Here is a 19,642-nt window from a genome sequence, read left to right as displayed (position 1 = left end):
TTGAAAAACTTTATCAAAGAATAATGGCCAGCAACTACAATTTAGCTGCTAGCCTTTTCTTAATTTAAATCAATAATTCAATTTGTTCGGATGTCACTTTTTCATCTGCATCAATCTCTAAAATAGTTTGTCCCATTTTTTTAATAAGGTCTACCACAAGTGCATTTCCCATACAGAAATATCTCATTCTGTCTGGCATTCCTTCAGTCCAGTTGTCTGGGAAGGAGTTTAAACGCTCACATTCAATTGGCGTTAAGAAACGCTTTCTACCATTAACTTCTATGATATGTGTACTTCTGTTTACAGAACCTTCACTTGTTAGCATTGTTCTACCTGGCCCTTGAAGGTCATCTGTTGGGGACATCCCACCTTCAGCAAAGAAATACTTATGCCCGGTAGCCGAAGTTCTTTCGATCTTTTTAGGGCCACGTAAATAAGCAAACTTCTCGGCTTGAGCTCCTGTTAGATAAAATTTATTATCCACTTCTGATTCATCTAAAATAATATTTTTTAAAGGAATAAATGACTCATTTGCCACTTCAGTTTGTGCTGTGAAGAATTCTCCATCCATCATGACGCCTGCTGTATGGAAACCAAAAGAGAAATTATCAGATATCTGTAAAACATCTTGTGGTAACTTATCAGCTGTTTCTCTACCTTTATAGGGTTCTGATTTAACAGGGAAGGTTTTTGCAAAAAATCCCTCTTTATATACTATTTCATTCTTCTTGAACTTGAATTGATTTTCTGCAAAGTCCAAGTCTCTTTTATATGCAAAGATAAATACTCGTCTACGCTTTTGGGCAGAACCATACTCTGCCGCGTTTACAACACGCCATTCAACAATATAATTTAAATCTCTAAACGTTGCTAACATAATAGCAAAATCTCGCCCACGTTGTTTCGAAGGTGATTTTAGTAAACGATCCACGTTTTCCAGCAAAACATATTTAGGGTGAGAGTTTTCTAGAACTCGCTTAATCTCCCAGAATAAAACCCCCTTCTTCCCTTGAAGCCCCTTTTCACCTGATAGTGAACGAGCTACTGAATAGTCTTGACAAGGGAAACCTCCCACTAATAAATCGATTTCTAGTTGTTGAAACGTTTCATCTGGTACTGTCGTAATATCTTCATTACTATGAATTCCTTCAGTAAAATTTCTTGTATAACAATTAAAAGCATCTTGTGTTTTGCGTGATGGCTCCCATTGGTTCGCCCAAACGGTTTTAAAAACGTCTGAGTTCGCTTTTTCTAACCCTAATCGAAATCCGCCCACGCCCGCAAACAACTCGACTACATTCAGAGTTTTACTCATAAGCGAACATCCTTTCTACTTTTTCTCTATTATAATAAAAATCTACCGAAAGATCAACTACTTTAGTTCAACTTGGCTAAATTTAATATTTCAGACATTTGAGGGTGCCTATTTTAGCTCTATTTCTTAGATTATCATAATATCGATAAATGTCATTGGTAATAAGTAACTATCCAAGTTTTGCTTATAGCTCTTCTATTATTTTCCCAATATAACTAGCATTCAACCAATAACACTGTTTTGTTATCCACTGACCATCAGGAAGCTGTACTTTATCATTTCCATCTGCCCCTTTAGGTCGAACATGTAAAATCCCGTTAAAGTTTGATTTTGGAAAGTTATTTTGAATCCCTTTATTAGTTTTAGTTAGAATTACTCCATTTTCCAGGACAAGTCTAATTTCATTCCAATAATTAAAAACTTCCTTATCAATTATATTTAGAGGCATGTGCCAAAGTTTTATTCCTTTAAAACGAAGGGCATCTTGATCATCGTATTGAAAAACTACAAATAGAATTTGGGTTTCTAAAAAATAATTTCGGATAAAAGATTCTTCCCACGTTTCTTGTAATACTTCATTAAAGTCAATGTTTACAAACGACATACTCTCTTTAGGTTTCCCACTTTGTTGTAATCGTACTGTCTTAAATTGTATATTCGCCTTCGCAAACTCAGCTATCTTATCCAGCTTTGTTCCTTTAACACCCAACAATGCACTAATTAAATTTGGAACAGCACTTCTATTCTTAGGATTAATTTTTATATTTAGGTGACCTGCCATTTCTTCCATAGTCATTCCAATAAAGGAATCAAAACGTTCATGTAACAATTGTTCTATTGTTTTATTCTTTAATTCAGCAGCATTTGCAAATTGAACTAACTTCTCATTCGAAATAATCTGTCTAACCAAAGCAGACATATATGATTGTTTTAAAGAGTAAGCTCTTTGCATTGCCATCTCACTACTGTATGGTTGAGGACGGACCGAATTCTTATTTGCCCCTTTAGTACATGCTCCTAAATACAGCGTATCCCCTTCTGAAAGAGTATGGGCTTCTCCAGCTCTTATTTTATTGACTATTAATTCCCAGTCCTTTTTTATTATCTCTAAATCTTCCTCTGGAATTGTAAATAAGACTGTTTCTATTATTCGGAAATCTCCACGATCTATATCTGACTTCCATTCATAAAACATCAAAAGAAGCTTTTCGTTTTTCTTCCAAAAACTCGATGTCCAAAAGTCGTTATGTACTTCTTCCATGTAATTAATGATATTTAGTACAAGGCGTTCTTTCGCAGATAGTGTTTTATTTTTGTTTTGTTTAAAGGGGGTAACTTTTAATTCAATACCCAGATTAGCAAAATCAGCTTCCGATTTACTATTTAGCTCATAGCCGAAGAAGCTTTCTTCAATTATTTGACCAAGTGCACCTGTTGCTCCTTTTTTGCTCAGCCTATTATATTGATCAATTTCTTTGAAGGTTTTACCACAAGCTTCCCGAGCCTTTTTTATCAAATCTTCTTCATTTTCAAAGTACATAATTTCATCTCCCTATAGATTCTCTAATACTCTAATCTTCACGAGAATTGTTGATACCTAATTGAAATTTCTTATATGAAGAATTAGCTAATTGAAAATTAAATAGATACACCTTCTAATGAAAACACCTTACGTAACCTCTTCTCAATCATTTCTCTCACATCATCTTCCTCAAGTAGGTCAAGAACCATTGCACCACCTGAGATGTTTAGATATTTGTTCGCTTCAACAAAGTGGTCTCTTTTAATCGCTACACCTTCATCTCGTAGGGTAATGAGTGCTTTTAGTATTCCTTTTGTAATGGCACGGTTTGATGTGAAATTACTTGAGAAGAAAACAACAGCTCGAGCAGAGAAATCTGCTGAGCAGAAGAATTCTGTTAACCAGTATGGATTTTGTTTATTGTTTTCATCGTATGTCATGTAGCCTACCCACCAAAGTCGAGCAATAATATGGATGAAGATGGATCGCTTTACATTGTATTTATAAAATAATGCAGAAAAAATTCGATTATCGTTCTTCTTATCTAAGTCTTTCTCTAAACGATAATAGCTAAAGTCACGCATTTGAACATGCGATAACCCAGCCCACAGCCGTTCTTGCGTTGCTTGGGATACTGTTAAATGCTTCAGAGCTTCATAGATAACTTTGACGTTTTCAAAATCACTCACCATATAATTTTCATCGTCATTAAATACAGGCTTTTCAAACTCAATCTTTGACTCTATCAAACGACCTTCTTCTTTAAAATACGCATCAAACCATGCATCGTCTTTTTTATAATAGTTCGTTTTGTAGGTTTCGAAGTTAACGCGAAGGTCTTGTAATGTGTCTTCAGATAAAAATTTAATTTTCATCGTTTTACTCTGCCTCCGCTTCGTTTAATTTATGGATTTCTTCAAACGCTTTTTCTAATGGGTTCTGCAGCACCATTTGAGCTGCTTTCAATACGGGTAATGTTCCGTCCACAATATGACTGAATGGCACATTGTTCTTTTTAAAGATTTGTTCTAATACTTGGTACCACTTATATTCACTGTAATCCGCACTGTCTTCCTTTAGTGAATAAAAGACATCGATTAAACTTGGTAAAATCACCAATGATAGAATGGTTTCTTTCAACCTTGACCCGGCATTTTGTGCATAGTTGTCATACACATGTTTGGGTAGCTCAATGATAATTTGAGGTGAGTTTAATGAAACCACCATGTCTTTTGCACTTTCAGAACGACGAATTGTTACAATCGACGGAAGGTTTTGGGATTCTTCATCTTCTTCAAATAAAGTTATTTCCACTGCTTCACCAAGAGCTAAAAGGTTTCCTTTTTCAAAGGTAATCGGGAATCCTTTATAAAAATCATTTAGACTTGGATTATCATAGTCTTCGATTCTCTTATTCGCCAATATAAACGGATGGACATCCACTTTTCCACGCAAACGATTGTCCGGTATAGTTGCGACAATAAATGGATCATCCGACTGAAAAATTTGACGGAAACTTGTTTGGGGACATTCAATATGCAACGCGTACTTCGCTTTTTCTTCACCAATCAATCGTGAAATCACTGAATCCTGCAGATTACATTTTAGATTGATATAGAGTTGGCCAAAGGATTTTTGAGCCTCAATGGATGTCTCAAACTTTGAATTTTTATAATTATCATTTTCGGATGAAAGTACAGGGTACGGGAAGGAATTATTAAATTTCATATAAATCAACCTCCAGTACACAATATTGCTCATAATCCACTTTTACTTGAATGTTCTTTGGTTTCTTCCCCGTGAGATTTATAAAGCGTACGGCATTTTTATCGATACTAATAATTTCAATATCGATAGACTCTACAGAAATAACCGGTAGAATATATTCACTTTGTTCTCCGACGACTTTAAATTCTAGTTTGCCTTTTTCAAACTTCTTATCAGGTTTAAAGTTTACTCGGTAGAGGCCCTCATCCTTCTGCATACAAATATAACGAGTTTCTGCATCGACCGGTTTATTCTTTTCTTTTTCACCTTTTCCGTCTTTTGCACCACCAGTTCCTTCATCTGTTGCCCCTTGTTCACCGTGTTGGTTACCTGAACCGCCACCTTCTCCTTGACCTTCATTACGATCCTCATTGGTATGACCCGCTAAATCGCCCTCAGGTGTAATCCCTGCATCTTGAAGTTCTTCCTCAAAGTTTTCTTTTGGCTGCTTTTTCTTCAGTTTCTTTTTCGGCTTTTCTTTTTTCTTTTGAACGATGGTTTTTATTTTCATAGTGAGGGATTCTTTCTTTTCTTCGCCTTCCCCAGCTTCTGTTGTAGTATCTGGCAGGAAGTCACTTAACCCAAAAGCATCCATCATATCAGTTGTTTCAGCCTGGAATTGTTGCTGTACTGTTTCACGCACGAATTTACGTAGATCACTAAATGCCTTGGCCGCTTCTTTCGGTGCTTCTTCTATTCGATTGGGCTCCCACCCCGTATGTGCGGGGTTCTCCATTTGTTTAAACACTTGATTCATATGTTTGCCTGTAATTATTAAAACACCAGTAAAAGAGATGCTTCCGCTTATACGGTTTTGCTCAAAAAGACGCATCCCTGCCTTACGTGTCATGAGGACGCGACGATTAAGATCCTCCCCCTTCATGATGTAAAGAGAGGCCTCTCCCTCTTCGAATTTACCAAGCTTTTTATACTCTTTTGCTGGATAAGGAATTTGAATGGCATCCTGAGAAGTAAGAAGATTGAAATATGCTTTCACATGACGGTAATCTTCATTGGTATCATCAAGACTAGCAATAAGTGGCCCGATGTTTTCATGAGAAATCACTTCATCTTCAACTTTCACTACAAGCTTCTTCTGCCAAATGGTAATAAAGAAGTTATAAATAACTGAGTTTCGCATTGCTTCCACCCAATTATCCTTTGGCTCAAAAGCGACCACTTCGATATCTGTTCCTGTTTCCTTCCGTTCGAAAGTAGAATCCAAGTTTAATAGACTCGGTATAGCAGTCGAGTTGTCATGATTTGTATAATACCCTGTACCTAATGTATTAAAGTTTGCTTCCTTTTCAAAGGACATAATGTTTGCTACACCAATATGTGATTGGTAGCCCGCTAAATCGTAAGAGGAATAAAATAACGTTCGGAGCTTCGAATTGGCAAATGGCGCCGATTTCCCTATACCAAAGCTTCCTCCTGAACTGTCCCCTTTGTTGGATGAACCAGCTTCCCTTACTAAAGAACTCCAAGGTGTACCCAGCTCCCCTGTTTGGGCACCCTCCAATCCTTTTGTATTAAAATCACTGATACGTAAAAATGGAATTTCAGCTTGCCCTAATATGTATTTTGCTTGGTCTACAAACTGCTCAATTTTTGCATTTTTGCCTTTCCAAGTTGTCTCACATTTATCAAATGCCTGAATGAGTTCGTTACGTTCCGGAAAGCGATGATTCTTTAAGTTAAACTTTTTAAACTCCACTATAACTGGTTGCGATTCATCTTTTACCGCATCCAATGAGTTTTGGCAGATTTCCCGTGTCAAAGAATCCAGTTCATTCCCACGAAACGTCTCAATCCCTGCATTATTTATCGAATTTATCGTTCCCCCAGCGGCCGCTGGAAAGTTCCAAAATGGCTGTTGCATGTCAATCTCCTTCTCTGTCTTATGTACTATCCTACTATGTCTAATGTAATATTATAACAAATTTCAGGATTGGAGTAATTAGTCGATTGACGGTGGGAATGGGGATTTTCGGTATAGTATAGAATTACCTTTCCTTTTAGTAAGCCCTTTAAATTTGTCTTCATTAATTGCCTTCTAGCTTAAAATAAGAGGCAACATGGCAGAAATAATTTCTTTGGTTGATAGGAACTGATTTTGGCGTTTAGCATTACTCTTCCTTTACCTATAACTAATCCAAGAGTAGATTTTAGTATCTTCAATTCAGGGTAAAGTAACGGTAAAGGAGGGGGAACAGATGGCTGATAATCTGACTAAAGAACAAAGAAGTAAAGTAATGGGATCAATTCGAGCACAGTCAAAATTGGAAAATTTGGTTACACAGGAGCTTTGGAGAAGGGGCTACAGATTTAGGAAAAATGTAAGAGCCATGTTTGGAACACCGGATATCTCGATAAAGAAATATAAAATCGTTATATTTATCGACTCTTGCTTTTGGCATGTCTGTCCTCTTCATGGCAACCAACCTAAAAGCAATCAAGAGTTTTGGAAAAAGAAACTACTTCGTAACCAGCAACGTGATATTGAAGTAAATGAATATTATTCAAGTCTTGGCTGGAATATAAAAAGAATATGGGAACACGAGATTAGAAAGGATTTTTATGCGGTAATAGATGATATCTCTCAATTTATTAATAATATAAAAAAATCAAAAGAGCCTTGATATATAGTTCACTATAACAAGGCTCTATAATAGCAATTAAATTCACATAACTACGCTTTCTGTTTAAAATAAATACAATGAGCTACTATCAAAGGTTGAATTGGCCTAACTCTTCGCTCTACCTGCTATCAATACCTCACACTCCCCTACTAGCTCCCCTCCATCTCACAAACCCACCGAGGAAACACCACCGTCTCCCGCTTCAACTCTCGAAAGGTTTTCGTTTCCTTTGTATCCGGAAAATACAATGCCCTATCGATCATCTGGTTATAAGCAGAGATGATGTGCTTTTTCCACTCCCCATAAATTTGATGATGTAGTTCTCTTGCATCCCAAGCATTGTTGGCGAAGTAAAAGTTGTATGTGTTTTCGCCTCGCTGGATGGCATATAGTTTAATTCTCCTCATTTGAAGTATGTCAGCTACATGCATGTCCCTAATTTCGTTCTGTTCTTCTCGAGTCAAATCCATTTCAAATAACTTGGACACGGGCTCCTGCATTTTGACTTTCCCTTTCCTCGTGGCGAAGTAAATAAGGTGGGCTGTGTAGGGTTCGTCGTAATGAATGGCGTCCTCGAAGAGTGATTGAATCGTTTGTTGGTTGGAATCCATCGAGCTTTACTCTTTTAGTTGGCCAGTCATTTTGGAGTAATTGACCGTGACAATTCCTGTGGGGCCATTGCGATTTTTGGCGACATTGAGTTCGAGTTTCTCCCTTGTTGGATTGGTAGCCCCTGCCCCTTTGTTTTCAGGTGCATGCTCCTCATCTGCCGTTTGCCCGTAATAAGAATCCCGGTACAAGAGAATGATAACATCTGCATCCTGCTCAATATTGCCTGAATCTCGGAGGTCACTCATCAGGGGTCGCTTGTTTTGGCGGGATTCTACACCTCGATTGAGTTGAGATAAACAAACTACCGGGCAGGCAAATTCCTTGGCCATTTGTTTGAGTTCCCAGCTGATTTGTCCGATGATGGATGTCTGGTTGCTCCCCCTTGCCATATTGGAATAAATGATTTGTAGGTAATCGATGAACACAATGGGTTTCAAATCCGGATTCGTCTTCACTAACTTCCTTACCTGGGCTCGCATTTGGCTAACTGTTAGTCCTGCGCGATCATCAATTTGTAGATTGACATTACTTAATTCCGTTAGTACTGGAATCCATTGTTCCCGTTGCTTTTCAGAAAAATATTGGTACGGGTCCCGCATTTTTAGGCGGCTGATTCTGCCACAAGCTGCAATGAGCCGATCGAGGAGCATTGCTTTATTCATCTCCAGTGAGAAGATGATGGGCAGGCAACCTGCGAGTCCTGACGTGAGCGCAAAATAGTTCATAACATCTGTTTTGCCCATTGAGGGTCTCCCCGCTATGATGGTGAGTTCCCCTTGTCGAAAGCCTACAATCAGTTTTTCCAGTTCTTTTAAGTCGGTCGGTACTACCCGGACTTCTTCTATGGGGAGGTAGGGTCGCTCCGCCATTTTCACGATGTCGTTCTTTACATCTGTATCTACCGAAAGGGTGTCAGTTTGTAAGTCATCGAGCTCTTTTTGTATTTTTTCGATGGGCCAATTACGACTAGTCGCTTGGTGAAGAATGGTTTGTTTTTGCTTTTCTCGCCATTCCGTTTTGACGATCCCTAAATAGGCTTCGAATTTTTCCGAATCGGCAAAAGTTTGTAAACTCGCTAAATAATTCGCTCCTCCCACTTCCCTTGGCTCCACCATCGTCAGGATTGTAATGTAATCGACTGGTTGATTGTTTCTGGCTAAATGTTGCATGGCCAGGTAGATGGAGCGATGGATTTGGGATTGAAACAAACTTGGCTGGATGCCTTCATCGATAATTAAATAATTTTCTTTTAGCATAGTTCCTAGCAAACTTTTTTCTAGTAAATCAATGCTTAGCTCAGTAGACATTGAGTGAACTCCCCTTTCACTTAGGATAACTGTTTGTCCTCTTCTTCTTCTCCAGCATCAAAGTCTAAAACAATTGGTTGTATAGTAGTATTCTTTTTAGGTACTTGTGTATTGGTCGAATCATTGAGGTAATTTTCAAAGTTTGTAGGGCTAAAAAGCGTACTTGGTCTCAAATATGGCTTCATCTCTGGATTAGCTAGCCATTGAAGTACCTTTCGATCAATGACTGTTTTAAAGTCCTGTAATGTATACCCTTCACTTAGTCGACCATTGATTAGTCGTTTGGTTGCTTTGTTATTCACTCGAAATGCTGTCTTTGCTTTTTGGTTTAAATAACTAACAATTTCAGAAATAATCGGCACATTATTCTTTTTTTCTTCTTTTTTTAAGTCTTTTAAATCTGATGCGTCCAAATCTTGTTCTACCTTTGACAAGATTGAAACACTTGGTAGCTGACAGTCCGATTCATCTAATAGGTCAGTTTGACATCCAAGAACAGCATAAAGCACATCGTAATCAATACGATACCACTTCGTTTTATTGATTTTCATCTCGTTGTAATGTTGTGTAGACACAATGATGCCTTGGTTTTCAAGCGCTAAAAAGATCCTGCTAATGGTTCTCTCCGACCAAAAAGGAAACTGTTTCTGCCATTTCGAATAAGTATGGAGAAACCAAGTATAGCCTCCGTAACGCAACGGAGAATTTGATAACCGAAAGTGTAACTGCTGCAAGACAATGGCTTCATTTAATCCAAGTTTTGTTGCTAGGGTTGGCAATGTCTGTAGGGCCGGTTCATTTATAAGGAGTTTCATGTTGGAACAACTCCTTTACAAGGACATATAAAAATTTCTCTTTTGTAATGATATCTTCTGCTTTCTTGAGTACCTGAATCGCCTGCTTCACTTCTTCTGACTTGTTGAAAACAAAGTAGATGAACTGACAATACGAATGCCATGCAAGTTTTCCATTCATTAACAATGCATGCTCATACAACCCTTGATCTGTCCACAAATAGATTCTTTCGTGGTTCAAACATTCACCATCCAGACATTCCATTTTAAATTCTTCAAAGTCTTCGTACCGGTCATCTATTAAATAGAAATGCTCCCCTTCTTTAAATCTGTCTTGATGATGAAAGTAGGTTCTAGTAATGGCATTTGGCGTTTTACAATACAGCTTCGCTAATTCCCGCGTCTCAACGACCGATTCTCCATTGAATTCAATAATATTCAAGTGTCATCTCTCCTTTTACTATGTGGTGAACTTGTCTTCACTTATTAAATAGTGTTTTTAGGGGAAAAAAGAGACATCTTGTGTGAAAAAATTTTTTTGGGGGATTGGGAAAAGGATTTTTGCTGGTTTCATGATGGGAAAGTAAAAAAAGAAATCATCAATACTGATAATTTCTTCTTTCACATGGGTATTTCATTTAATCTAATTTACTAACAGTCTCATTGTAGATGATTAGTAGTTTTTGTAGAGTTTCTTGTAATTCATTTCTGTTATATAAGGCTTCGAAAATAGGAATGATTTCTGTTTCGTCCATTCCATTAATTTCGATTGTTTCAGTATGAATGCGATTAAATTTGGCGTCTAATGTAAGACCTTTTTTAGAGAACTTGATTCCCTTTTCTTGAATGCTTTCCATCAACATGACTCGTTTGTCTGCCTCAATCGGACCTACCTCTAACACAAAGTAAAGCGAATCGGGATTTATGTAAAACCAAAACAGAAACGGCCCATTGTCCCACCACCATTTTTCTCTCGTTTCACCTAATTTTTCTTTAAATTCATCAAAGAGTAGAATTTTAAATGATAGATGGCGTGAGGAGATGCGATATTGAGATGGTTGCATGTTTTGACTTTCCATCCATTTTTTAAATGCATTTTGCACTTTCACGCTTACATCATTTAAAGGCGTGCTTTCAACTGTAGGAACAGATGCTTCATTCATCGGTTGTTCGTTATTTAATATCGCAGCCATTTGTTGACGCAACAATGAAAACTCAGGGCTCGTATATAAATCCACCATCACTTGTGTCAGTTCGTTCATATCGTCCCATTTATTTACGTCCATTTTCTGTGTGTAAAAACGTGTGTATCGTGCTTTTTCTAATTTTGAACTCTCTTTGAACGTTAAACCTACTTTTTCTAATTGTTCAAGTAGGCATAATCTTGAGCTATATTCTATCGGCCCTATCTCAGCAATGATACGTAATCTGCTATCATTTGTTTGTTCAAACCAAACAACGAGGCCCTTCCCCAACCAATAATTTGAATCCTTTACATGAACTCGGCTTATCGCTTCCCATTCAGGAGGCAGTAAATATGGCAGTGTCGGGTGGGCTTTATATAAGACTTCTCCGCCAAACTGCTGGTTAATAAAATTCTCGAAACTATAAGACAAAATGTTTTGACCATGTTTATGTATATACTGAATGGTATTTCGATATTTCATCATGAATTCAAATTGGTAGCCTGATTCAAAATGCAGCTGCTTGTGCAGTGATGCTGTTTTTTCAAATAATGACTCAATAACTTGTTTATGATTACGATAGATATCAATTGCTTGGACGATTTGACTTTGGTTTGGATAATACTTTTCTTTCAATATATTATTATAGTCTTCAATGAATTTATAAACGTTATCACTTAATTGTTCGTTATATAACATGAGGACTGTATTTAAAATCGATTCAATTCGTTCATATGAGAGAATAAAATAGTGCTGATTGGAGGGTTCTTCTCCATCCAATGTTAAGTATACTGGGATGACGGTGAACTCCTTAAATGATTCATCGATATAACTCAGGTAATCATCCAACTGATCTTTGGATTCGGTCGAATAGAATTTGTTTTCAATGAGAAAGACCGTTTTCAATTGTTGATTGACAATAAGTAAATCGATAAACCGATTGTTGGACGTTTTTACTTCCCGATAGACATGGCTATCCATTAATGAATGATTGAGAATTTCTCCTACGGTTTTATTCTGTGAATTGTTGCTATTTTCATCTGTTAAGATAAGGTGTTCCACCATTTTCCGTAAAAAATAATCCCGTAGACCATGGTTTTCTTTTGGATTTAGTAACCACGCCAATACATTCGAATGACGGATTTCATGGTTTTCTAGTTTTAATATTTTCAACGTATTAAATGAATTCACTTGTTTATTGAGCTGTTGGAAAGTTGTATCGTTTTCCAATTCGAACAAATCTCGAATTTCCATGTGTTTACACTCCGTATCATCTATTTTTGCATATAGGATAGGTTGATTTTTTCAAAAAACTTGTAACGTGTTTCATATCATCTTTTTTGCACCTTCTCAACCTACTTCCATCTCTCCAATTTGTGAAGGTTTTTGACATACATGCCCGCTAAAAACTTGGGAAGCCCCATTTCGATGCATGTTGCTTTTACAAATTGCTTCATTTCCTCTACAGACATGTCCTTTTGCGTGAATTCGCCTTCCTGATAACAATGCTTGCAGTACATGGCACTTTTACTTAAATTCTTTTCCGTCCCACGAGCTTCCGTTTTCTTTAATGGCATGGCGCAGCTTTGGCATTTTTTATATTCTTTCATTCTTACTTACACCTCTAATGCTTTGACTATTTTTTTCACTCTTTTTAGTTGCGGCGCTGATAGTTCTTCTTCTCTTTTTTGTAGCACAGCCAAAAATTCTGCTTTATATTCATCGGTTACTGCCATGAGTGTGCTTTCAGCGTGCTGTGGGATTTCTTTAGGTCTGCAATTTTCCAGGTGCTGCAGCAGGAATGGGAAAATCGCCTCATTGTTTTCCTTACTGACTGTCGCTAGCTTCGCAAGAGTTAGGACCCCTTTATCGATTGTAATAACCGATCCCGTCTCGAATGCATTTTTTAATGTGTCTAGGTGCGCCATCAAGGTTTCTGATGCCAGCTCAGCTATTGTTGCTAGAGCCGTCATCGCCCCCCATACCAGGCGATTATTACGGCTATTGAGTAACTCCATGAAAGTGAGTCCATATTTGCTGATAAGCTCTGGTTGAACTTGGCCAATTTCATAGGCAACTTTAATACAATCGTTTTGAATCTTTTTATCCTTGTTCGATAGGTTTTCGATGATTTCTTCGATGCCTGCATGATTTTCTGCATTCGCTAATTCATGAGCCAGTTCAATATTTGCCACTTCATCATTTCGATTTAGTTGAGAAGCTAGCCTACTTACGATTGACATGATAATCCCTCTTTTATTCAATTTAATTCTATTTTGTGTAATAGTCCATTTATACAGGAGTTTTGTTGAGTTTTTCTAAAACATGCCATTTCTATTTGGCGAATTTTCTGGTATCGCCTGACCTACATCCCAAAGTTCAACAATTTGACTATCCTGGAAACGGAAGATATGAACAACTGCCCCACCAAGGTCACTCGGATTCTGCTTCACATGGGAGAAAACGACAACACGGTCCTTCTCTTCGATCGCTTGCTTCACCTCAAGGGACTTATGAGGATTTTTGGCTGCATTCTCTTCCATCGCGAGCATCAGCGAATTGGCATCGCCAGAGAAAAAGGGATTGTGATGGCTAAAGCGAGGGCCAATGTATTTCTGATAGGCTTCGCGCACTTCCCCCGATGCGACAAGTTGTAAAAACGACACGGCTATTTCTTTGTGTGAGTCTGTCTCTTTAGATTGCTGTTCAGTTTTCATTTTAATCAGCCTCTCCATCTCTTTTTAAAATTAAATGAATTTTAAGTCACCTACCACTTTATGTCAATTGCCAGAGGTATCGTTTAGGCTCGGGCCCATTTAATCAGCTTTATTTATTATCTAAAATATAATTTTAATCCAACTTTCTACTATAACAAAACACCGATTATTAAAATAGATAAAAATTTTACTTAGTCTTCAGGTAACTCAGTATGTTTCGCAGTAGTTTAGAAGATTTATCTAATGATAGAATACAAGGAATATAAGCGCTTATATTTGAAAAAATCATCAGGAATCTACAGAGAATATTTTCGATAGCATAACATTTTCATTATGGAGGAGGTATTCTTGTCATGAAAAAAGGTGCATTTTTAGGTACCCTACTTCTTATTTTTACACTTGTAACAGCTTCATTTGTTGGTGCAAAGGCGTTGTATGAGTCAAAGCCTGTGCCTAAGGGAGAACGACATACGATATCTGAAATTGTTAAGAAAAATAGCCAGTGGGAAAAGGTAGCAACGGGTAGTGGTTTCATGGAAGGAATCAATTTTGATCGCCAGGACAACATCTGGATGGTCAGCCCGCCAACTGGAGAAATCTTTACGATTAAGAACGGCAAAGTTGTAACCGTTAACAAAACGCCAATGCCGATTGGAGCTAAGTTTCATAAGGATGGCCGCCTCTTTATAACGGATGGGACCGGAGAACTTTATGCGTATAATCCGAAAACTGGGAAACGTCAAACGATTGTGAATTCCTATGATGGAAAACCTTTCAATGGGTTAAATGACCTTGTCTTCGATGAAAAGGGTGGTATTTACTTTACCGAACCAATGGGATCTAGTGCTACACACCCTACTGGACGAGTATTCTACTTACCTCCTAACAGCAATGAAGCTGTATTATTTTCAGAACATATCGCGTATCCAAATGGCATCGCACTTTCAGCGGATGGCCAACGCGTGTATATTTCAGAATTCGATAAAAACCAGATCCTCTCTGTGCCTTCTTTGAGTGCAGTCGAGTCGCCTGAATCACCGTTTGTTTTTGCGCGTTTTGAAGGTGGCATCGGTCCTGATGGCTTAACTGTCGATACGGAAGGAAATCTGTATGTCGCCCATTTCCAAGCTGGCGAAGTTGTGGTGGTCGACTCGAGTGGCTTTAAGTACGGTACGATACGCCTTCCTGAAGATGCGGGTACATTCGTAACAAATCTCGCTTTCCATGATGGATACCTCTATATAACAGAATCATCCAAAAATGAAGTGTGGCGCATTAAAGTGAAAAAAGAAGGCTTAAAACCTTATGGATTGAAATAGTATCTTTTGAATTTAAAACTGGAGCACCGATTACTATTCGTTGCTCCAGTTAGTATTTATAGTATTTATATAAGGTTACTTTTTAAGCCTCATTTATTACTCAAAACCATCTTTCTCATATATCCACTTTTCACAAAGCTCCGGATCATCAATAAACGGATTGCGGTTTCCTTGTAAGTCATAGATGGCCAGATTTCGGTGTTTTTCATATAAGGACACTGGAAACTTCTGATGCCACTCCAGTAAAAGCTCCTGATTCACCAAATGATTGTCAATCACGCCTGGGTAACGAGCCATAAAATAGAAGGTGGCTCTTGCAACAATTCCCTTTCCATATTCAGGCTCGAACTTTCCTTCCTCCGCTTTGCCGCAGCCCTCTACAATACCTAAAATACGGGGTTCCGGAACATAGTCATCGAAATCATGATAAGGGAAGTTTCCACGACGGCTGTTGCATCCTGGATGACAAGCAAATAGATGATGCAAATCCCCCCTCATTGGCTGATGCCTTTCAAACCAAGACTGAGGGACGACATGCTCGCAATTTAACGTCACCTTATCAGTTAAAGTATTCATACTTCTATCTTTAAGAAGCCTTATATCCTCTTCTATGACAGCGATCGGATCCATTTCCTCACCGGAATAGATGCTTTTAAGTTTGCCATTTTCATTCAGATCTACCCATGGATAGACATAGCGGTGCGGAGCGTAACTTAACTTATTTTGATGGGTTTTTTCTAGCAAATCATGCATACTCTTTCTATCAAGTGACGTATTTTTATAATACGTTTGTTTGATTTCTTCGTCTCGCTCTTCCTCATAATAGATGCGGTTTTTGCTGTACTCTAAGTAGACTTCCTTTGCAGTAGCCAGTTCTTTTGCCAGCATTTCTTGAATCCCGATTTTCTGATTCTGCGTCAATTCTGCGCCTCTTGGAATTTCATTCATCCGACTGATTTCTTCTACTACTTGATATGGAATCAAACTCACTTTACGCTCCATTTTCTTCCCTCCTGTAGGATTAAATTGAAGCCAATTCATGATGTTGTTAATAGTTTAACAATTCTAAAAATTATTTTATAGTAACTTTTGGCGTGTTTTGATTCTAGTAGAAAATAGGGAGTACAAGGGTGGGAAATTATAAAATCTTCATGTCAATCTATAAAATTCGGAAAATACTTCTTCTACTAAGAAGCGGTTTTTCAACTCAAAAAGACCTAGTTGATAAAAGCTTATCCAACATAGGTCTTTGGTTCGTTTCTTTATTCATTGTATTCTTCGACTTGATAAGTCACCTTTAAGCCATCATGGCTATTTCTAAAAGAAAATACGAGTGTTTCATTCTTTAGCTGTTCGATTCGCATATTGGCTGGATTGTTAATGATTGAACTTAATTTACCTTTTGCTAATGCTACAGCGCTCTCCAAGCTATTCACATTCAGCTTTAGTTCAATCATTTGAACAGGAACAAAAAATGGCTTATCCACTTTCCCTAGTAATCTCTCACTTTTATTTTCTATCAATTTGGCGATGTACATAGAACCCCCTCCTTTTTTTCTCCCCCTTTATAGTATTTATTCTCGTGAATTCAAAAGTTAAACACTTTTAATCGACCACGATTGATTGATTTCATTACGCAAAAATAACTTCGTGTTTTTTTCACCTATCCCGGCAATCTCACATAAATTACTATGATTATTCGGAGTAAATTTAAATAGCTCTACCTAAGGGAACGAATTCTATGGTAGTTTGTTCCTTTTGGAGGGCGGAAATTTCATAAAGGAAAGGGATGGCTATGGTAAATTTTCAATCTTTTCGTGGTACGGTGACACAGATTCAGGATTTTAGAATGGGTCAAAATGGAGAAGATGCAGGTTGTTATAAATTGATGACGGTGGAGGATCGGCAAGGTGGCATCGTAAATTTCGTCATCTCCCCTACAACGTACTTTGTTTACGCTGAAGTAGTGAACCCAGGCGATTTAGTGACAGGCTATTATGATGGCGACGCACCAGCTATCTTAATTTACCCACCCCAATATCCAGCGCTGATTGTCGTCAAAGAACATTTTAACGAAAATGTGAAAATAGACTTTTTTAACAGCCAATTCGTAAGTCGTGATGGCCAATTAAAACTAAATCTAGATCCAAATACACCAATCTTGTTAAGAAATTGGCAGCCCTTTACACAAAATCCGGCCAACCATAACCTCATCGTGATCTATGGCCCCACTACCAGAAGTATTCCTGCTCAAACCACACCTTCTGAAGTCATTGTTTGGTGTTAGAAAAACCTTGCACGAAATGGTCTATGCATTTCGTGCAAGGTTCAATTTATTCATAATTAAGCCGACCCCTTTTAAGCAAGGAGTCAGCATTAGATTTTTAAGCTCCATTATCTTCACTGTTCCGGTCTCCCAAACTCATAAGGCTTCAACACCCCATAAAGCGTTTCAATCACCGGAATCTCAACCTCATATTTTGCAGCCAATCTTAGTGCCCCTCCCTGCAAATGTTCGATTTCAATCGGGAGACCTTTTCTCAGGTCTTGGTGCATGGAGGAGGTCGCCTCTTTTTTAAAGCCTAGCAGCATATTGATGATCCCGTCCACTTCAGCATCCGTTAGAGGAACGCCCTCTTTTTCAGCCAGCGTACTCATTTCATGAACTACCTTTTTGGCAACGGACAAAGTCGCAGGGTTACTTCCGATAAAACCTGATGGCAATTGCATAGCAGAAGTGATGCCTGAAAGTGCCGTGATGAAGGCATACTTCATCCATAGATGTTTTAGGATATCGTCTTCTCTTATAACGTTCGATTTCAGCTGATGCTGTATTTCTTCTAATTGTGCACAAATATGGGCTTGTTCACTATGAAGAGCCCCGTATTTTAACGTACTGGTTGGATTTGTATGCTCCACATGCCCTTCTTTATTTAATGTGGCAACGATTGTGGCAAGTCCACCCATTACTTTTTCTTTACCTACCGCCTCTTGCAGTTTTTCAATATGCTCGATACCATTCAGTAAAGGTAAAACACATGCCCCTGTCTGCTCTACTAATGCTACAATCTGTGGAATGACTGTGTCTAGATGATAGCCTTTGACAGAAAGAATGATCAAATCTGCACTTTGGACTTGTTGGCGTGATGTATAAATCGAGACATCCCTGCTTTCAAAATCGCCTTCTGGACTGACAATTTTCAGTCCTTCCTTTTTCAGTTGCTCCGCGCGTTTTTCTCTTACAAAAAAAGCAACATCCTGTCCAACCTCGAGCAGCCTTCCCCCAAAATAAACCCCTAACGCTCCTGCACCAAATACTAAAATTTTCATTATACTGCCTCCATCCCCGTGATTGCATTTCAAGAAACTACCAAATTCATATTATCAATAAATATACCATATTTGCGACATAGCGTGCTTATAACTTACTAATTTTTCAGACAAATCGGCGTTGAACTGGATATGGCGATTATCTTCTTAAAAGAGCGGGTATTAGCAGGAATGCTGGCGGAAAAAGTACCCTATTTGAAGGATAGAATCCTCTATCTTTAGGAGAAACTAATACAAAGTAGGAAAAGATGGGATGAAGAAGAATGGAAGAACAGACAAACATAAGTAAAGTTTTTTGTAAGAGTGAGTATGACACATTAAAACGAGTGGTCCTTTGTCAGCCTCAATATATGACCATTCGCGATGTAATTAATGATACGCAGGAGCATTTTAAGGATGAAGGCATTCATATTGAACGTGCCCTCGAGCAGCATGCTGAATTTGTTAATACGCTTAAAAAACATGATATCGATGTGATTTTATTACCCTATCACAAGAAATATCCGGAACAAGTTTTCACACGGGACATTGGGTTTACATTGGGCGAAACGATTTTTGTGGCGAATATGGCGACGGATGCACGCTCGGGTGAAGAAAATGTTTTAAAGCAGTGGCTGGAAGATGAGGAGATTTCTTATTTTAATCTGGTCAAGGAGTATATTGAAGGTGGCGATGTGATAATCGATCGGGACACCATCTATGTCGGGCTAAGTAGTCGAACAGATAAAAAAGCGACCACACATTTAAAGCGTATTTTGAACAACTTTGACATTGTGACAATTCCCTTCAAGGACAAATATTTGCATCTGGATTGTGTGTTTAATGTGGTCTCGCCGGAAGTGGCTCTAATTTACCCACATGCCCTGACACAAAAGGACATCGAGCTTTTCTCTTCGCGCTATGATTTAATCGAAGTTTCGGAAGAAGAACAATTTCAGTTGGGTACCAATGTCTTAAGTATAGGCAACAAACGTGTCATTAGCTTGCCCGTAAATAAGAATGTTAACGACCAACTCCGCAAACGAGGCTTTGAGGTCATTGAAGTGGATATCACCGAAATTATCAAATCCGGCGGCTCCTTCCGTTGCTGTACGCTCCCGATTTTGAGAGAAGGCTAACTAAAATACCCATAC

At 38.1% G+C, this 19,642-nt stretch carries 20 protein-coding genes; 4 read left to right on the top strand and 16 right to left on the bottom strand.

Annotated elements, in window-relative coordinates; genetic code table 11:
• Positions 1–64 precede the first annotated feature (64 nt).
• From dcm to C1N55_RS02105, 5 genes are all read right to left on the bottom strand, one after another.
• Entirely contained in the window at positions 65–1,315 is a 1,251-nt protein-coding gene (gene dcm / locus C1N55_RS02130; protein WP_137727275.1) for a DNA (cytosine-5-)-methyltransferase, read from the bottom strand.
• 184 nt (positions 1,316–1,499) lie between these two features.
• On the bottom strand, positions 1,500–2,855 hold the full coding sequence (locus C1N55_RS02125) for a Sau3AI family type II restriction endonuclease (protein WP_137727274.1): 1,356 nt from the start codon (positions 2,853–2,855) through the stop codon (positions 1,500–1,502).
• A gap of 98 nt (positions 2,856–2,953) precedes the next feature.
• Complete coding sequence (locus C1N55_RS20710) at positions 2,954–3,712, bottom strand: DUF6339 family protein (protein WP_240758353.1); 759 nt, start codon at positions 3,710–3,712, stop codon at positions 2,954–2,956.
• A 4-nt stretch (positions 3,713–3,716) separates the two neighbouring features.
• The gene (locus C1N55_RS02110; RefSeq protein WP_137727273.1) at positions 3,717–4,565 is read right to left on the bottom strand and encodes a hypothetical protein; all 849 of its coding nucleotides are present in this window, start codon (positions 4,563–4,565) and stop codon (positions 3,717–3,719) included.
• A complete protein-coding gene (locus C1N55_RS02105; RefSeq protein WP_137727272.1) occupies positions 4,555–6,486 on the bottom strand; it encodes a hypothetical protein in 1,932 nt (643 codons plus the stop codon). The genes C1N55_RS02110 and C1N55_RS02105 overlap by 11 nt, the downstream gene beginning before the upstream one ends.
• Before the next feature lie 334 nt (positions 6,487–6,820).
• On the opposite strand from C1N55_RS02105, the gene C1N55_RS02100 reads away from it, so the two are divergent.
• Entirely contained in the window at positions 6,821–7,246 is a 426-nt protein-coding gene (locus C1N55_RS02100) for a very short patch repair endonuclease (protein ID WP_137727271.1), read from the top strand.
• A 149-nt stretch (positions 7,247–7,395) separates the two neighbouring features.
• On the opposite strand, the gene C1N55_RS02095 is transcribed toward C1N55_RS02100, so the two are convergent.
• From C1N55_RS02095 to C1N55_RS02060, 8 genes are all read right to left on the bottom strand, one after another.
• Positions 7,396–7,746: a hypothetical protein gene (locus C1N55_RS02095; protein ID WP_137727270.1), complete on the bottom strand. Its 351-nt coding sequence runs from the start codon at positions 7,744–7,746 to the stop codon at positions 7,396–7,398.
• Between the two features lie 117 nt (positions 7,747–7,863).
• Complete coding sequence (locus tag C1N55_RS02090) at positions 7,864–9,165, bottom strand: replicative DNA helicase (protein ID WP_137727269.1); 1,302 nt, start codon at positions 9,163–9,165, stop codon at positions 7,864–7,866.
• A 20-nt stretch (positions 9,166–9,185) separates the two neighbouring features.
• The gene (locus C1N55_RS02085) at positions 9,186–9,980 is read right to left on the bottom strand and encodes a conserved phage C-terminal domain-containing protein (RefSeq protein WP_137727268.1); all 795 of its coding nucleotides are present in this window, start codon (positions 9,978–9,980) and stop codon (positions 9,186–9,188) included.
• Positions 9,961–10,401: an ORF6N domain-containing protein gene (locus C1N55_RS02080; RefSeq protein WP_137727267.1), complete on the bottom strand. Its 441-nt coding sequence runs from the start codon at positions 10,399–10,401 to the stop codon at positions 9,961–9,963. The genes C1N55_RS02085 and C1N55_RS02080 overlap by 20 nt, the downstream gene beginning before the upstream one ends.
• A gap of 196 nt (positions 10,402–10,597) precedes the next feature.
• Positions 10,598–12,397 (bottom strand): PDDEXK-like family protein, encoded by a 1,800-nt coding sequence (locus C1N55_RS02075; RefSeq protein ID WP_137727266.1) that lies wholly within the window; start codon positions 12,395–12,397, stop codon positions 10,598–10,600.
• Positions 12,398–12,498: 101 nt separating this feature from the next.
• Positions 12,499–12,753, bottom strand: coding sequence for a zinc ribbon domain-containing protein (locus tag C1N55_RS02070; protein ID WP_137727265.1), 255 nt, complete (start codon positions 12,751–12,753; stop codon positions 12,499–12,501).
• Positions 12,754–12,759: 6 nt separating this feature from the next.
• Positions 12,760–13,386, bottom strand: coding sequence for a hypothetical protein (locus C1N55_RS02065; protein ID WP_240758352.1), 627 nt, complete (start codon positions 13,384–13,386; stop codon positions 12,760–12,762).
• Positions 13,387–13,461: 75 nt separating this feature from the next.
• Positions 13,462–13,860: a nuclear transport factor 2 family protein gene (locus C1N55_RS02060; RefSeq protein ID WP_137727263.1), complete on the bottom strand. Its 399-nt coding sequence runs from the start codon at positions 13,858–13,860 to the stop codon at positions 13,462–13,464.
• A 353-nt stretch (positions 13,861–14,213) separates the two neighbouring features.
• Here C1N55_RS02060 and C1N55_RS02055 point away from each other — a divergent pair, with 353 nt between their 5' ends.
• Positions 14,214–15,179 (top strand): SMP-30/gluconolactonase/LRE family protein, encoded by a 966-nt coding sequence (locus tag C1N55_RS02055; RefSeq protein WP_137727262.1) that lies wholly within the window; start codon positions 14,214–14,216, stop codon positions 15,177–15,179.
• Between the two features lie 96 nt (positions 15,180–15,275).
• Here the strand turns inward: C1N55_RS02055 and C1N55_RS02050 are convergent, their stop codons facing one another.
• Both C1N55_RS02050 and C1N55_RS02045 read right to left on the bottom strand, forming a co-directional pair.
• Positions 15,276–16,067 (bottom strand): endonuclease I family protein, encoded by a 792-nt coding sequence (locus C1N55_RS02050; RefSeq protein WP_137730499.1) that lies wholly within the window; start codon positions 16,065–16,067, stop codon positions 15,276–15,278.
• 374 nt (positions 16,068–16,441) lie between these two features.
• Positions 16,442–16,717: a hypothetical protein gene (locus C1N55_RS02045; RefSeq protein WP_137727261.1), complete on the bottom strand. Its 276-nt coding sequence runs from the start codon at positions 16,715–16,717 to the stop codon at positions 16,442–16,444.
• A gap of 257 nt (positions 16,718–16,974) precedes the next feature.
• Between C1N55_RS02045 and C1N55_RS02040 the strand changes: the two genes are divergently transcribed.
• Positions 16,975–17,466, top strand: coding sequence for a hypothetical protein (locus C1N55_RS02040; protein WP_137727260.1), 492 nt, complete (start codon positions 16,975–16,977; stop codon positions 17,464–17,466).
• Between the two features lie 113 nt (positions 17,467–17,579).
• Here the strand turns inward: C1N55_RS02040 and C1N55_RS02035 are convergent, their stop codons facing one another.
• On the bottom strand, positions 17,580–18,509 hold the full coding sequence (locus tag C1N55_RS02035) for a ketopantoate reductase family protein (RefSeq protein ID WP_137727259.1): 930 nt from the start codon (positions 18,507–18,509) through the stop codon (positions 17,580–17,582).
• A 263-nt stretch (positions 18,510–18,772) separates the two neighbouring features.
• On the opposite strand from C1N55_RS02035, the gene C1N55_RS02030 reads away from it, so the two are divergent.
• Entirely contained in the window at positions 18,773–19,627 is an 855-nt protein-coding gene (locus C1N55_RS02030; protein WP_137727258.1) for a dimethylarginine dimethylaminohydrolase family protein, read from the top strand.
• Positions 19,628–19,642 lie beyond the last annotated feature (15 nt).

Origin of the sequence: Lysinibacillus sp. SGAir0095 (assembly GCF_005491425.1) — a bacterium.
Classification (GTDB): Bacteria; Bacillota; Bacilli; order Bacillales_A; family Planococcaceae; genus Ureibacillus.
The sequence above is the reverse complement of the archived record's forward strand: the minus strand, read 5'-3'. Positions and strand labels throughout refer to the sequence as shown.